This is a genomic window from Chitinophaga sp. (assembly GCF_035538455.1).
GTDB lineage: Bacteria > Bacteroidota > Bacteroidia > Chitinophagales > Chitinophagaceae > Chitinophaga.
In genome coordinates, this window is sequence record NZ_DATLKJ010000175.1 from 1 (window position 1) to 15838 (window position 15838).

General features: G+C 46.6%; 15 protein-coding genes. 9 read left to right on the forward strand and 6 right to left on the reverse strand.

Annotated elements, in window-relative coordinates; all coding sequences use genetic code 11:
* Positions 1 to 429: 429 nt before the first annotated feature.
* The 3 genes from VM802_RS20635 to VM802_RS20645 all read left to right on the forward strand — a co-directional run bounded on the left by VM802_RS20635 (position 430) and on the right by VM802_RS20645 (position 3528).
* Positions 430 to 1320: a C1 family peptidase gene (locus VM802_RS20635; protein ID WP_325534070.1), complete on the forward strand. Its 891-nt coding sequence runs from the start codon at positions 430 to 432 to the stop codon at positions 1318 to 1320.
* A 360-nt stretch (positions 1321 to 1680) separates the two neighbouring features.
* Positions 1681 to 2460 (forward strand): MeeY/MeeF family manganese export membrane protein, encoded by a 780-nt coding sequence (locus VM802_RS20640; RefSeq protein ID WP_325534072.1) that lies wholly within the window; start codon positions 1681 to 1683, stop codon positions 2458 to 2460.
* A gap of 147 nt (positions 2461 to 2607) precedes the next feature.
* Positions 2608 to 3528: a hypothetical protein gene (locus VM802_RS20645; RefSeq protein WP_325534074.1), complete on the forward strand. Its 921-nt coding sequence runs from the start codon at positions 2608 to 2610 to the stop codon at positions 3526 to 3528.
* A 517-nt stretch (positions 3529 to 4045) separates the two neighbouring features.
* Here VM802_RS20645 and VM802_RS20650 read toward each other — a convergent pair.
* Positions 4046 to 6337, reverse strand: coding sequence for a hypothetical protein (locus tag VM802_RS20650; RefSeq protein ID WP_325534076.1), 2292 nt, complete (start codon positions 6335 to 6337; stop codon positions 4046 to 4048).
* 218 nt (positions 6338 to 6555) lie between these two features.
* The gene (locus VM802_RS20655) at positions 6556 to 7836 is read right to left on the reverse strand and encodes a TCR/Tet family MFS transporter (protein ID WP_325534078.1); all 1281 of its coding nucleotides are present in this window, start codon (positions 7834 to 7836) and stop codon (positions 6556 to 6558) included.
* A gap of 26 nt (positions 7837 to 7862) precedes the next feature.
* Between VM802_RS20655 and VM802_RS20660 the strand changes: the two genes are divergently transcribed.
* Positions 7863 to 8105 carry a hypothetical protein gene (locus tag VM802_RS20660; protein WP_325534080.1) on the forward strand — a complete coding sequence of 81 codons (243 nt, stop codon included), beginning with the start codon at positions 7863 to 7865 and terminating at the stop codon, positions 8103 to 8105.
* A 60-nt stretch (positions 8106 to 8165) separates the two neighbouring features.
* On the forward strand, positions 8166 to 9260 hold the full coding sequence (locus VM802_RS20665; protein ID WP_325534082.1) for an alpha/beta fold hydrolase: 1095 nt from the start codon (positions 8166 to 8168) through the stop codon (positions 9258 to 9260).
* A 119-nt stretch (positions 9261 to 9379) separates the two neighbouring features.
* Here the strand turns inward: VM802_RS20665 and VM802_RS20670 are convergent, their stop codons facing one another.
* Both VM802_RS20670 and xth read right to left on the reverse strand, forming a co-directional pair.
* On the reverse strand, positions 9380 to 10024 hold the full coding sequence (locus VM802_RS20670) for a porin family protein (protein WP_325534084.1): 645 nt from the start codon (positions 10022 to 10024) through the stop codon (positions 9380 to 9382).
* Between the two features lie 268 nt (positions 10025 to 10292).
* Positions 10293 to 11069 (reverse strand): exodeoxyribonuclease III, encoded by a 777-nt coding sequence (gene xth / locus VM802_RS20675; protein WP_325534086.1) that lies wholly within the window; start codon positions 11067 to 11069, stop codon positions 10293 to 10295.
* A gap of 99 nt (positions 11070 to 11168) precedes the next feature.
* On the opposite strand from xth, the gene VM802_RS20680 reads away from it, so the two are divergent.
* The 4 genes from VM802_RS20680 to VM802_RS20695 all read left to right on the forward strand — a co-directional run bounded on the left by VM802_RS20680 (position 11169) and on the right by VM802_RS20695 (position 14190).
* Positions 11169 to 11735 carry a TetR/AcrR family transcriptional regulator gene (locus tag VM802_RS20680; RefSeq protein WP_325534088.1) on the forward strand — a complete coding sequence of 189 codons (567 nt, stop codon included), beginning with the start codon at positions 11169 to 11171 and terminating at the stop codon, positions 11733 to 11735.
* A 76-nt stretch (positions 11736 to 11811) separates the two neighbouring features.
* Positions 11812 to 12369, forward strand: coding sequence for a carboxymuconolactone decarboxylase family protein (locus tag VM802_RS20685; RefSeq protein WP_325534090.1), 558 nt, complete (start codon positions 11812 to 11814; stop codon positions 12367 to 12369).
* Positions 12356 to 12742, forward strand: coding sequence for a DUF302 domain-containing protein (locus VM802_RS20690; protein ID WP_325534092.1), 387 nt, complete (start codon positions 12356 to 12358; stop codon positions 12740 to 12742). Before VM802_RS20685 ends, VM802_RS20690 begins: the two co-directional genes overlap by 14 nt.
* Positions 12743 to 12888: 146 nt before the next feature.
* The gene (locus VM802_RS20695) at positions 12889 to 14190 is read left to right on the forward strand and encodes a cryptochrome/photolyase family protein (protein WP_325534094.1); all 1302 of its coding nucleotides are present in this window, start codon (positions 12889 to 12891) and stop codon (positions 14188 to 14190) included.
* Positions 14191 to 14207: 17 nt separating this feature from the next.
* On the opposite strand, the gene VM802_RS20700 is transcribed toward VM802_RS20695, so the two are convergent.
* Complete coding sequence (locus tag VM802_RS20700; RefSeq protein WP_325534096.1) at positions 14208 to 14813, reverse strand: hypothetical protein; 606 nt, start codon at positions 14811 to 14813, stop codon at positions 14208 to 14210.
* Positions 14814 to 15013: 200 nt separating this feature from the next.
* Positions 15014 to 15790, reverse strand: coding sequence for an alpha/beta hydrolase (locus VM802_RS20705; RefSeq protein WP_325534098.1), 777 nt, complete (start codon positions 15788 to 15790; stop codon positions 15014 to 15016).
* Positions 15791 to 15838 lie beyond the last annotated feature (48 nt).

Below are 15838 nucleotides of genomic sequence, written 5' to 3' on the forward strand. Positions count from 1 at the left end.
TGGAGGTATATTTCCATAACAACGGGGCTGACATCTTCTAAAACATTTTAAGCTAGATTTAATGTTGCAGCATGTGTGTTGCAGCACTGCCGTGCAAGCTGCTCCTGCATGGCTTTTTACGGTTCTGTTGCCAACGGCCGGAAAGCAGCCGGAGAAAGAAACCTTTGCAACCGTGTTGCACGTATCAACAGATTACTTATATTGCATCCAATTATTGAGAGCCATCAGCAAAAATCTGAACAGAGCAAACAACCAAATCTGAATCAACATCGGGAAAGGCAATCCGTTTATCGCAAGGCACCAAACACGTTACCATATCGCAGCGCTGATCCCGCGAATTTAGTCCGTTAATCAATTTCATCACGCCCATTTTGTAATCAGCATAACCCGTATGAAAATTCCTTAAATCCAAAACCCAAATTCTTTTTTATGAGAAAGCATTTCTCCTTGCTATTAGGACTTAGCTTGTCCTTACTGATATTCTCTTGTCAGAAAAAAGCAGATCATACAGACCCTTCCACTGAACCCAGCAAACATGGAATGGGAGCACATCTCAACCCGGATGCGTATAACAGGTTACCTCTCACTAACTTCGACGAAGTACGCAAGGATCTTATCAACAAAGGTTACGCGCGCATCGTGGAAAACGCCAAAGTAGCTGCACTGCCCAGTCGCGTCATCCTGAATCACCCGTCTATCGGTAACCAGGGCGCTACCGGTACCTGCGTATCCTGGTCCAGCGGTTATGCAGCAGTAGGTACATTAAACAATGAGTTCCCCAGCGGTGTCTCCAACCCACGCAGTCCGTGGTATGTATATCAGGTGGATCACTCTTCACAAGGCGACTGTGATCCCAACGATGGCATGTACATCGATGCAGGACTCGATATCCTGAGGAATAACGGTGTACCTTCCTACTCTGTTGACTCCAGGCTGGGCTCACCCTGCTCATACCCTACATCTGCCCAGAACACAGATGCAGCCAGGAACAAGATCAGGACTTACGGCAGGCTTTCTTCCGTAACAGATGTTAAGAATGCCCTCAATCTCCGTCTCCCTGTTGAAATGGGATTAATGGTATACAGCAGCTTCGAAACCGCATTTGATTATGGCACTATCTACAAGACTACATCCGGGCAGGAATTAGGCGGCCATGCGATTTGTATTGTAGGCTATGATGATGCAAAACACGCGTTCCTGATCCAGAACAGCTGGGGCACCGGCGGTGGCGATGCCACTTATCCTGGTTGTATGTGGCTCGACTACAACGTTCTCAGCGACTCCCGCCTGGGAGTAGAACTGTATTCAGTATCTAAATAAACTGATGCTGGTTACAAAATGGGACACTATGATTTTTGTGATTTGATTGATTATACTGATGAACGAAGATCAATAAGGAAATTCATTTAAAGATTACACCATCAAGGCTATTCGCATATATAAAATATAATGATCTTCGTTCATCAGTATAATCAATCAAATCACAAAAATCATAGTTCAGACAGTATCCTCTTCTATCTTCGTTCATCAGCATAATCAATCAAATCACGAAAATCACAGTAGCCAACTTCAATGATCACAAAATTGCCGATCTTTGTAAAGCACCCATGCTGCAAACTGATTTATACTGGTTTTCACCTATATGCATACTGTAGAACTACATCAAACTATAACTGAATTATGAACGAACTTTTTCAGGAGATCTTAGATAAACCGCTTCATTCCATTGCTGTTATCGGTAACCTGATCATCATTGAAAGCCTCCTGTCTGTAGACAATGCCGCCGTGTTGGCCACCATGGTAATGGACCTGGAACCTAAGCAACGCCAAAGGGCTCTCCGTTACGGTATCTGGGGTGCCTACTTCTTCCGCGGCGTTGCAATGGTATTTGCCGCTTTCCTGATCCAGATCTGGTGGCTAAAGCCATTGGGCGGGCTATACCTGCTTTACCTGGTGTGGGCCTGGTGGAGAAGTAAAAGGGCGAAACAAAGGCAGCAGGAAGAAGAAGTAATAGACAAAAAGAAGAACTGGCTGTACCGCAAAACAGTAGGCACTATTGGCAATTTCTGGTCTACCGTGATACTGGTGGAACTGATGGATATGGCGTTCTCCATTGACAACGTATTTGCCGCTGTGGCTTTCAGTCCCAATATTATCCTGGTATGTACGGGCGTGTTCATCGGTATCCTCGCCATGCGCTTCATTGCGCAGTGGTTTGTAAAGCTCATGGAGAAATATCCGTTCCTGGAAACAGCCGCCTTTCTGGTGATTGGCGTCCTAGGGCTGAAACTCGCACTATCGCTATTTGAGCATTTCTATCCGGACACTTCCTTCGGAACTTTCCTCAGCAGCCACGTAGCGGATATGACCACATCCATCATTACCGTGTCTATCTTCTTCATTCCTATCCTTACTAGTCTGCTTTTCAATTATCCGAAAAAACACACAGAACACGTATAATACAATTTGCTTCATATTATCAAACCCTTTGCAGATATAGTATGCAAAGGGTTTACTATTTTCCGGAAGGGTAACACCGCACTAGATAAACATTTCCCTATTCACCAGAAATACCCTATCTTCCCCTATACCCGCAAATGTTACCCGATGTCCCTTCAGTACAAATACCTGATGTATTATTGCACCCTGCTGCTGCTGATATTCTCTCCGGCATGTCAGTGTAAAAAGGATGCAGTTGTAAGTCCGGGTGAGATACCGCCTCCTCCCGTACCTCCGGCAAACGACTACCTGGTTACAGCTATTTTTGTAAACGGCATACCGAAAGACAGTCTTATCTACAATAAAAAGAACCAGGTAACAGAAAGATGGGAGTTCCATTCCTATTACCGGCTCTGGCTGAGCCATACAGTATACCGGTATAATAGCAACGGCTATGTGAAAGAAGCGGAATACTACAATGAAGTGGCCTATAACGTGAAAGGGCGTACGCAGAAAGATTCCCTGGTGTGGGCGCCGGGGCTGCTCACTATCTACACCACCTTTTACCGGTTGCAGGACGGCGCCGTATCAGGCTCAGATGTATCAAAACTGGCACTCAACAATAATAATCAGGTAATCACGGCGGGAACCCGGGATACAATCATTTACACAATTGTGAAGGGGAAATTCCTTTCATACATAGGATATGAATTCACGGGGAATGATATACGGGAGCTGATGGACATGACATATGTTGCGATCGAAAACAGCGTTCCCGTTACCAATATACAGCATTTCAAAATGGATTATGATGAAGGCAGGCTTAACCCTTTATACCCCGCCGTAGCGGGGAATCCACTGCTGCTCAGGGCGTTGGCCGGAGACGTATACCCCCTTCCACGAAATGAACTATATCCATACCTGTGCAGCAAACACTATGTAACGCAGGTGCAGAAAATAACAGAATCAGGCCCGCCCGTATCTTCCGTAGCCGTTTATACCAAAGATGAAACCAGCCGTTATGCCAGTACGCAGACGCTGGGAAATCACGGTATTACTATCAGTTATCATTACAGGAAAGCGGATTAACTCCTTACAGTTACAAACACCCCAAGCCCTCCCTTTTCAGGTAAGAAAATGACGGGAATTCAGCTAACATGCCAGGCTGTGCTATAATTGTGTAGCCTGAATGACCGTGAACAATTGTTATTATATCGTGTTTTAATTAGGATATAGATGAGCAAACGGTATATAACATCAAATTGACAGGCATTTTTATTAATTGCTTTTATTAACAAAAAAATGCATTCCTATGAAAAGTGTTGAATCGTATGGATTAACCCCTTTGACCCCAGTGAGTGTAGAAGCATAAACGGTGGTGCGCCAGTGGACCCTTTAGGGATTTTACAGCAAGTATTTGACGGTATAGCTAACATCTTTAAAACTATAGAAGCTATCTTACCAGCAGGTTCGCCCGCTTTAAACATTCTTCATAATGTTTTTAATGGCTTAGCATCTCTCTTTGGCTCTTTAGGTTAGTAGCGCAAGCTACCGGGAGCTTACATTGGTTAGGCAGTAGCTGCGGATGGAATAACTTCCATCCGCTTTATTTTCCATCCGCTCTTTTCAACCTCACAAACAAGGCCATTCCAGAACCATCCCTGCCTCCTTTGTATAGCTCCCAGTTGTTACCGTCAATCGCTTTTAAGCGGTAGGAATACGCAGGATTTGCCAGCTCATTCCTGACCCAACGCGGAAATGCATTGGCGGCCCGGGCATTTTCCCAGGTTCGGATCACCTCGAAGATGACGTCCTTCTGCGGGCAGCTTTCTACATCTTTCTGGTTCAGCGGAAGACTGTAGGTAGTCCCCACACCCACTGAAATGGCTTGTATATGCTCATACTGCTCTACCCTTGAATTCGCTTTAATGGCGAAATTTCCTCCCATGCCTACAGGGAAAAAGTTCGAATAGGTGACGTCTCTCAGATCTTTCCCCTGGCTGGTAGTACTACCCCATTCCCTGGTATCAGCGTCATAAAGATTTTTACCGCCGCCAACATTCCAGATACTCTGATAGTGCCAGGAGCCTTCAGACAGGGTGGCCCCGGTAAACCGGATATACGGAACGCCGTTTTTATGCGCTTGTTCAAACATCTTCCGGAAAAAGCGCTTGGTAGAATAATATCCGTGCCCGTTATTGAACAAAAATTCCTGCCCGTCAAAATCATAATAGGCCAGGCCATTGATCCGGCAAACATCAGCATAGTATTCCGCGATCTTGTCCTGCAGTTGCAGATTGGGAATAATGCCATCGTACCCGTAATTAACGGTAACCTGCAGCTTATATATAGTATCTCCTGTCAAATGATTAGTCGGAACAGTATTCCAGTAGCCGCGTTTCACCTTTAAAAGGCGGTATGGCGGTTTATCAGATACCCCCAGGTAATGAATCAGCTCCTTCCCGATCTTTATCATATTTAAATTTGTACAATGCCCTTCCCAGCTGGCAATTTCCTCAAGGTGCGCCGGATCATTCACAATAATATTTGTGTCTGTCGGACTGAGCGCGCCAACAAGCACCCGTTTCTGCTGATAACATAAACTGTCACTGGGAACAGGACTTGCATCCAGGGTACCTGGAGCCAGCGAATTGGTGATGGGCGTACGCCCGATGATAATACCACTTTTGCCAGCCATATCCGAAAACTCCTTATGCGATTTATTTCCGGCCGTCATTTTTATCGGCTTCTTTTCGAAGCTCAGGCCGTCAAGGTATCCTGCATTTCCCCGGTTGGGCCGCAAAAATCCCTGGTCATATAAACTGATAGCCCTGAATCCTAATCTCGCGGTATAAGCAATGATGCTGTCGTTCAAGTTGCCGCTGGTCATCGCATCAGGAACAAAGGCAACCGGATCCTTCACCCATTTGCCATTGATTGTTGGATAGGGCAATCCTTCTGATAAAACAATGTTTCTGATAACGTCCGTCAGTGCTGTACTATCGGGACTTCCCCAAAATGCCACAGACGAGCCGATGTAATCCACGCCGGGTATAGGCTGAACCTCCAGGTGATTGGGAATGTTCGCCTTCATGTGGGGAATCAGTGAAAAATAAACTTCTCTGCTATATGTTCTGTCTCTCGATTGATAAGAAATGGAAATCCGCCCTTCCTTGTCAACCTGTGCAGCATCACCATACATAATGCGGTAATATGGTTCCTTATGCGCATAAAAACCAACATCGCTGATACCGTTGCCACCCAGAGAAAACACCTGGCCCTCATGCAACGTCGCCGGCAAGGGAAAGCGCCTGGTGTCCGGGCTATGTATGATATATTGAAAGGGTGCTGCATCTGCCACCGTTGCAGCAGTGCCACCCAATGTATTGTCGTCCAATGCCAGCATGCCAATGGCATAATTCGTGGTTTCACTGGTATCACGCGCAACCCCGATGATTTCTCCCAGAAGGTTGGTAATGTTGGTATGATAAAAGCCCCACTGAATGGCTTCTACCCCCTTGCGTGGCGCAAGTGATTGAAGCTTCAGCTTAAAATACTTCCGCTGCGGGATGATGATCACCTTTGCAACAGATCCGTTCGGATATTCCAGTGTTAGCTGATTGGCTGACTTATCATAACTCGCTTTAACCGGCTCATAGTATACTTTTTTTTCTCCATCGAACAACGACATAAAAGCAGAAGGCTTATCAGCCGGACTGAACTCCCTATTGGGCTTTACCGTGATATTCTTCATACTGGTTATATAGCCCCTGTTGTCAATATGGATACTGAAATAATCCGTATTAAAATCCCATTGTGCGTAGGAGGCGCCTGCCCAAAGGGAAAGAGCGGTCATCAAAAAAACCAATCTTGGCAGAAATATCCATTTATTCCTCATATAGTTTATACCTTTTACGATGGGAATAAAAATCAGACTATAAACAGTAAAAAACAACCATCAATTTGATATAATGTAATGCTAAATTTACTGTACTTAATATCCTTTGGCAGGTAACCACACCATCCAAAATACAACAGCCAGGGTACAATAGCATATTGAACCCTGGCTGTTAGCCTTGTAATACATTCTTTTACTTCATATATCCGTTTCCGTTATTAATGCATTGGCGTGTCTTTGATTTCACCTCCGCCCTTGATCAGCCCCGCCAGTTCCGGGTTACTTTTCTTTTCCCTGGTCAGCACCTTGCGGGTGATAATTATACTGAGCAGGATACACACCGCCCCGATCAGGAAGTGCATGCCGGGGAAATGGAACGGCGCAGCTGCCGATGTAAAGTAGGCGAAAGTACCGTTCATCAGCAACGGGCCGAAGATAGTAGTAAGACTCATCAGACTGGTAAGGGCGCCCTGTAGTTCTCCCTGCTGGCTGGGAGATACATGCCCGGATATTACGGACTGCAACGATGGGCCACACAGTCCGCCGAGGCAGTAAGGCACCAGGAACACAAACATCATCCAGCCCTCTGAGGCAAAGGCAAACAATACCAGCCCCACAGCGTAGAGCGACAGACCAAGATAGATGCTCTTTTCATTCCCGATTTTTGGATTTATCACCCTGGTAAGGCCTGCCTGTACAGCACCCACCAGCACGCCTACCACAGCGAGGGAAATACCGACCATTTTTTCGCTCCAGTTGAAACGATAAATAGTAAAGAAGTTCCAGTTCCCCTGAACAGCCTGGGCGCCAAGATAAATCAGGAAGAAAGCGAAAGCGAGTCCGCCAATCTCAGGATGCTTGGCCAGAAACTTCAATGAACCGAAAGGATTGGCCCGCGCCCATTCAAAAGGACGTCGGTTCTCTTTACTTAATGATTCCGGCAGGAAGAAATATCCGTAGATGCAGTTCAGAAGGCAGAGCACCGCGGCGGCATAGAAAGGAGCCCTGATCCCCCAGGTGGCCAGTAACGCCCCAAGCGCAGGCCCCAGTACAAAACCCAGGCCGAAAGCAGCGCCAATAAGACCAAAGTTTTTAGCTTTGGAGATCTCATCCGTACTTACATCTGCAATATAAGCAGAAGCTGTAGTGAAACTGGCTCCCGTGATACCTGCTATCACACGGCCCAGAAACAGCCAGCCGTAAGCCGGCGCCAGCGCTAGTATAATGTAGTCGATACCAAAGCCCAGTAACGACAACAACAGAACAGGACGACGGCCGTATTTGTCGCTCAGGTTGCCAACAACCGGCGCAAACACAAATTGCATAATAGCAAACACCGAAAGCAGTGCAGCGCCATAAGTGCTGGCTTCGTTGACAGGGATGCCCTTCAGCTGGGCGATCAGATCAGCCATTACAGGAATGATCAGCCCCCATCCCATTACATCGATGAGTAGTGTGATGAAAATAAAGCCAATAGCAGCTTTCTTGGATGTGTGCATAGATTTTACATTGAGAACTTACAAAGATGCATTTTTCCGTTTCAGAAAAAAAGAAGAAAATATCTTTCACCACCTTACCGCCAACCAGTTCTCTTCGCTGTTTGGGCCTCAGGAAAAAACCAGCTGTTGATAAATGCAGCAACGACGTGAATATAATACTACGATACAATGACAAAGGTAATGGTTGCAGCAATGATACCATAGCCTGTTCCGGCAAATATCCCGACAATACCGGTAAAAGCATTGGTTCTGTCGGTGAAAACAGATGACGATAGTAACCGGAATTTTTTAAATTAATTGTACATTGACAGGATAAACTTTATTATCAGATGAAAATACGAGCACTTAGTTTTATCTTATTGCTATGCCTGGCATCCACGAGCTATGGACAGAGTAAAGACACCACTGACAAATACGCAAAAGCAAGAGCCATTATCATTGATCGCGACAGAATCCTTACCCCTAACGGCGTGCAGGAAAATTATGAGGTACCTGTAGGCGGTGTAAAGCAATGGGTGTTTGTAAGGGGGTACGACAAAGAAAATCCCATCATTCTCTTTGTGCACGGCGGCCCCGCCTCTCCCCTCGCACCGGTAGCATGGATGTATCAGCGGCCCATTGAAGAATATTTCACAGTAGTAAATTACGACCAGCGCGCCTCCGGAAAAACCTATCGCACCAATGACACCACCGGCCTCGGAGAAACCATCCACATCGACCGTTACGTAGACGACGCCGTTGAACTGGCAGAATTTATCCGGAAGAAATACAACAAGAAAAAACTTGTTCTCGCAGGACATAGCTGGGGCACCATCGTTGCGATGAGAGCAGCACTCAAACGTCCCGATCTGTTCTACGCCTACGTTGGAATCGGACAGGCCATTAATGTGATGGACAATGAGCGGCTGAGTTTTGAATTCGGCGTGAAAGAGGCCACCAGGCTAAAAAATGAAGAAGCGCTGAAAGAGCTGCAATCCATCGCCCCTTATCCTGGAGACAAACCAGTTACAAGAGATCGTATCATCATTGCCCGCAAATGGCCACAGTATTACGGCGGACTTACCGCTTACCGGGAAGAGTCCATGTATTTCTATAATGGCCCGTTGCTTTCACCCGATTACGAAAGAAAGGATGTAAGAGCAATAGATGACGGCAATATCTTCACACTCGGGCGTATCCTGCCTGAGTTCCTGGCCGTTGACTTTAAGAAAGTCAAAACGTTCCCAATACCGGTCCTCATGTTCATGGGAAGACATGACTACACCACCCCTTCAGTACCCACCGAAGCCTGGTTGCAACAGGTAAAGGCGCCCTACAAGAAGGGAATCTGGTTTGAACATTCATCTCACATGATACCAATGGAAGAACCTGGGAAAGTGTTCCTCAGCCTGGTGCAATATGTACTGCCGCTCACACAGAAATAAAAATAAAAAGAGAGGCCAGTCCCCTCAGACTGACCTCTACTGTAGTTACTGATTGGGCCTGGATAGAAATCCTGGCCCTTTTCATACCATTGTCTTATGTTGTGCGAAATATAACAACGTTAGTGTTTGCCGGAAGGCAGCAGGTAACCTACACTGATACCAAAGTAGTTAGCCTTTGATTTGCTCCCCGGGAGCACATCGCTCATACCAAGACTGTAGTTAACGCTGAAGAACAATCCGCTCTTCAGTTCATAACCAGCCAGGAAGTTAGCGCCTGCGTCAATCCGTTTTGCATGGAGCTTACCGTCGTTCTCATTTTCCTTACCGTCAAATTTCACTTTTACGGTTTCTGTCTTGTCTCCCTTTGCGTTACCGCTGATGCCCATAGCAATGTATGGCCCAGCGCCAACAAACAATCTGCCGCTTCCTACCTGTGGCTTATACAGGAAGTTTACAGGAAGTTCAAGATAGTTCAGCTTTGTTGTAACCGACGGCAATACTGTAACACCGGCAGGTGAAACAAGCTCTTTACTGCGATAACCTTTGGCGCTGAATAACAGTTGTGGTTGCAATGAGAAATTTTTAGCGACCGCGATGTCCGCCACAACACCGGCGTGCCATCCCGATTTACGTTGAACGTACTCGTTGCTTTCAAATTTCATTCCGGCGTTGCTGAATCCAGCTTTCACGCCTAATCTTACCTGGGCATAGGTGGCAATGGAGCCAATCATGGGGAATAACAGTACTAATAAATGTTTCTTCATAAAGATTGCAGGTTTAAAAATCGTTTTAGCAAAGGTAATACACGCATTTGCATATTTCCTAACGTATAAATACGCAATCTGTTCGTGAAAAATACTTAGATCGGAGAAGCCAAGGATAATCTTAGTAATAAACGGGGTAACACATCTATATAATTATCAACAACTTAAATAAAATATATTCTAACAAAGCATAGCAAATCATATACATATCCTATTTAACTGGTTGCATATCGCCCTCAGTTAAATATATCGATATTATATAATAACACTACTTATCCGCCAGTTCAATCCATACAGGTGCATGGTCACTCGACTTCTCCCAACCCCGTACATGCCGGTCCACTCCCGCCGCTTTCAACCGGCCGCTCACCTGCGGGCTTAACAGGAAATGATCTATACGCAAACCAGCATTACGGCCATATGCATCACGGAAGTAATCCCAGAACGTATATATCTTCTCATCAGGATATAATGTGCGGATGGCGTCCGTCCAACCCTGTGCCACCAGGTTGCTGAAAGCCTCCCGCACCTCTGGCAGGAACAGCGCATCGTTCACCCATTTCTCCGGTTTATATACATCTAGTTCTGTCGGCATCACATTGAAATCGCCCGTTAATATCACAGGCTTGTCCTGCGTCAGCAGGCCTTTGGCATGATCCGTCAACCGGCGGAACCAACCCATCTTATAATCAAGCTTTGGACCAGGTGCAGGATTCCCATTGGGCAGATAAAGACAGCCTATAAGCACGTTGTCAATCTCAGCTTCCATATAGCGGCTGTGTACATCTTCAGGATCACCCGGCAAAGTACGCCTGACTTCCTGCGGCATTCCCCTTTTTGAAAGTATGGCAACGCCATTCCAGCTTTTCTGTCCATGCCATATAACATTGTACCCTGCATCCTCGATAGCCTGCAGCGGAAACTTCTCCTGCGGCGCTTTCAGCTCCTGCAGACACGCTATATCAGGGGCCGATTCATTCAGCCAGCGGAGTAATACCGGTAAACGCCCGTTAACACCATTCACATTGTAGGTGGCTATTTTCATAGAAAACGATGATGGTCTGCATTAAAGTTAGGGATTAATGTTTACATCATTCATTATAGACAAATTTGTCTATAATGAAAATATAACTATCTTTGTGTCATGGCAAGACCAGGGAATCCAAGAGAAAAGATCATGGCTACTGCAGGGAAGCTCTTCTATGAACAGGGCTACAACGCAACCGGTATCAACCAGATACTGGAAGAAGCAGGTGTCGCAAAAGCAAGCCTCTATAGCCATTTTGGTTCAAAAGAAGAACTCGGTATCGCTTACCTGAAAGAGATGAGCATCGCCTGGTTCAGAGCCTTCTTTACTGCTATCGGGAAAAAGACAATACCCGAAGACAGACTGCTGGCCATTTTCAGCTTCCTGGAAGACAACATGCTGAAGCAGGAATTCATGGGATGCAGGTTCATCAACATGCTGGCGGAAACCGGTAACAACGACATGCAACAGGCAATCGTCGCACATAAACAACAGCTGCGCGATCAGATACATCAGCTCACCGTCGCTGCATGCTCCCAGCTTCCCGCACGGGATACCAAGGCCATCGCAGATACCGTTTACCTGCTCTTTGAAGGCGCTATCGTGGAAAGCAAAGTGTACCGCGATGTATGGCCCATCAGGTCCGCCCGCAAAGCAGTAAAACAACTGGCAGGAATCGCATAACGATTGTAACAACCCGTCACCGGGTTATTTTTATACATCATTATAGACAAATTGGTCTATAACTAAATATATCATCATGAGCACCACCATCAAAGCATTAACGCGGGAAGATGCTCCCGCCGCCGCAACAAGGGTAATGGATCAGCTGACACGCTCCCTCGGCCGTGTTCCTAACATGTACGCCGTAATGGCCAACTCTCCTGCCGTATTGGAAGCCTACACCAGTTTCAGTAACTCACTCAGAAAAGGTTCCATCGGCGCACCACTGGAAGAAAGTATAGCCATCGGCGCCGCAGCTTACAACAACTGTGAGTATTGCCTTTCAGCTCATAGTTACCTTGGCGCCAGGAACGGCCTGAGCGGGAAAGAGATTGCAGACGCCACAACGCTGACGGCACAAGACCCCAAAGCTGCCGCTGCCCTGGAGTTCACCCAAAAGATATTGTCAGCTCCGGCCACACTTTCCCTGGAAGATGCTGACCAGCTGCGCAACAACGGCTTTACTGACGGAGAAATACTCGAGATCATCGCCAACGTGGTTCGTAACATGTTCACCAATTATCTCAATGTGGTAGCCGGTACCGTTAATGACTGGCCTCCTGTAAACCAAACCGTCGCTCATGAAAACAAATAATCACACAATCGTAATCAGCAGGGCATTTGAACCGCTGCTGCAAGCCGCACGCGAAGCCATTCAACAGGAAGGCTTCCTCCTGATTCAGGAGATCAATCCACAGGCCATACTGGCTGCGCACAACATGCATATTCCTCCGGTACGGCAACTACTGTACTTCCATCCGGATTATATGAAAGAGATTATTGACAAAGATCCGGCTGCTGTTATCGAGGCGCCACTGAAACTTGTATTGCGTGAAACAGGGGCAACAGAAACAACCATACACGCCTTTCATCCGTCAATACATTTTGAAGGATACAAGAACCTGGCGTCACTGAGCGCTACGCTGGCCACCAAAACCAACAATATTCTTGCTGCATTGCAGGTTTAACATACAAAGCCGGGAAATTCGCACTTCATGCGGTTTCCCGGCTTATTCATTTGATGAATAACTGTATAACGATCGTCACAACAAAACGGGAGTGCTTTTAAATGTAATCCAACATTACATTTGCAAAAGATGAATGATCAGATAATATGAAGAAAGTTAATCTTTGCTGGTTTCGCAGGGATCTCCGGCTGGAGGACCAGGCCGCATTGTATCATGCGTTGAGCAGTGAGCATCCGGTGGTGCCGGTTTTTGTATTCGATACAAACATCCTGGACGATCTCGAAGACAAGGACGACCGCCGCGTGACTTTCATTCATACACAGTTGCTCCATTTACAGAGTCGCATTGAAAAAACAGGAAGTACTTTTGACATCTTTCATGGCACACCAATCGCAGCTTTTCAACACTGGTTGTCGAAGTATAATGTAGGCGCCGTTTACGCCAATCATGATTATGAACCTTATGCCCGCAGCAGGGACCAGGAAATAGCAGCGTTTCTGAAAGAAAAGAATGTAGGCCTTCATACTTTCAAAGACCAGGTAATCTTTGAAACAACCGACATCGGCAAGGATAACGGTACCCCCTATACGGTATTTACTCCATACAGCCGCAAATGGAAAGCTGCCCTGCAAAAAAAACACTACAACAGCTATCCGGTTGAACAGCACCTCCACCACCTGTTTCCGCAGGCATCCCAACCTGTTCCCGGGTTAAAGCAACTTGGGTTCAACGCGGTGGAAGTCGGCTTTCCTTCACCGGAACCGGATCAGTCACTGATCGCCGGCTATCATCAAACCAGGGACACACCGGGTATTCATGGAACTTCAAGGCTGGGCGTACATCTCCGCTTCGGCGCCATCAGTATCCGGCAGCTGGTCAGCAACGCATTACAATTAAACGAAACTTTCCTGAATGAACTGATCTGGCGCGAATTTTTCCAGATGATACTCTGGCACTTTCCACAGGTAGCCCATCAGTCATTCAAACCGGAATACGACCGGATCAAATGGCGCAACAACGAAACAGAATTCCGTCGCTGGTGTGATGGTACAACCGGCTACCCCATTGTGGATGCAGGTATGCGCGAGCTGAACGCCACCGGTTACATGCATAACCGGGTACGCATGATCACCGCCAGCTTCCTTACCAAACACCTGCTTACTGACTGGCGTTATGGGGAAGGTTATTTCGCGCGGAAGCTGCTGGATTATGATCTGGCCTCCAATAATGGAAACTGGCAATGGGCCGCCGGTTGCGGGTGCGATGCCGCGCCGTATTTCCGGATATTCAATCCCTATATCCAGACAAAAAAATTTGATAAAGACCTCACTTATATACGCCGCTGGATACCCGAGCTGGATACACTCATTTACCCTGCTCCCGTTGTAGAACACGAGACGGCACGGCAACGAGCACTGGCTGCTTATAGCGAAGCATTGAAGAAATAAAAATAGCTTCCCGCATATTACAGTGTTATCATCAGAAAATCGAACAGGAAATTACCCTGCCAGCTCGCAGAGCTTTCTACACGTGTGATCACTACACTAAAAGAGGTAAGCGATTTTGATATGAGGTTGATGTTATAACTGTCTGGATAACTGCTGGTGTTCTTGGCCTGGAAGATCAATACATCCGGCAGTGTGGTGAGTGCAGTCCCCAGCGTATAGGTAACTTTCAGAAAAGGCCTGTCTGAAGTAGTAGGTGCGGTTGTCTTCTGATCTACTTTCCAGCTACACGCCCCAAACACGCTGCTCGTAAAGGTTCCGGTACTACCTGTACTCACGCTGTTATGTACAGGAATGGGAAAATCAGCTCCCACTTTCATCTGCTTAAACCCGGTGTATTGTTTTACCAGATCAGATGCATTCACCCGCCTGATGTTACCATTAACGTCATTAGTGACAATGGAATCCGTTGATACGGAGCCGGATGGAAGTGTGCGTACACGCAGGCTGCCATTTACATCCAGCGTAGCTGTTGGGGAATTGGTACCCACTCCTACATTGGAAATCTGGGAATAGCCAACCAGACTGCATAAACAAATGGTAAACAAAAGGATAATGGCTTTCATAGTCAGCTTGAGTGTGGTTATTCGGATCAGTAATAAAAAAATAAATCATACAGATATTCAATCTGTACAAGAAAATATACGCTGTAATATTAAGTAAGAGGAGAAGGAAAAAAGGGTGAAGAGCCGTGACAGTATCTCAGCAATAATTTTCTACATAAAAAACAAATCCTTCAGACCAGGCTGTCTGAAGGATTCGCTTATCATTTTGCAATGGAAGTGAGTAATGACGTAAGGTCATCGGGCGCCGTGAGCATAGCATCATGGCCCGTAACCAGCTCGTAATATTTCCAGTCAGGCGAAGCCTTAGCCTTCTCTGAAAATGTCTTAAAAAAGGGAGCTTGCGGCTTTGTACAGGCAATATATACTAACGGGAGATGATTGCCGAAGGGATGCTTCAATACAAGCGGCTGTGTGAGTGTTTTATACGGCTGCAAAGTAATCCGCTTTGCCACCCAGGGTTGCAGTTCTTTCCCTAGTCCAAATGCTTCCAGTGGAAGAGAGGGCGCGCTCACCATCTTATATGGCTCAGCCGTCTTTGCGAAAGAGGCTTGCCCTTCTGCAGGCAGCAGCGATAGCAGGCTTTGTCCGTTGTCCGCAAGCATGGCATCCAGGAAAACAAGCTTACTAAGTCTTTCTGGTATGCGGTCGGCCACGCCGGCAATTACCAGGCCGCCGTAACTATGCCCCACCAGCACTACATCATGCAGGTCTTCCATTTCAAGGAGATTCACGATTTCTGAAATGTGTGTGTCGAGATTGATACCTTCATGCGGCACATCTTTGTACTCTCCTAGTCCGCCGAGCGTGGGCGTGTACACTATACTACCCTGGCTACGCAACTTTGTGCTGACCTTCTGCCAACACCATCCTCCATGCCAGGCGCCATGTACCAGTACATACACAGGTGCTCGCCCGGTTTGCGCATAAGACACCGCAACAAACAACAGGAGTAAAACGACTGTTAATCTGATTTTCATAAGCATACTTTTTATAAAGATAACTGTCTCCACTCCCGTCAGGTTTCA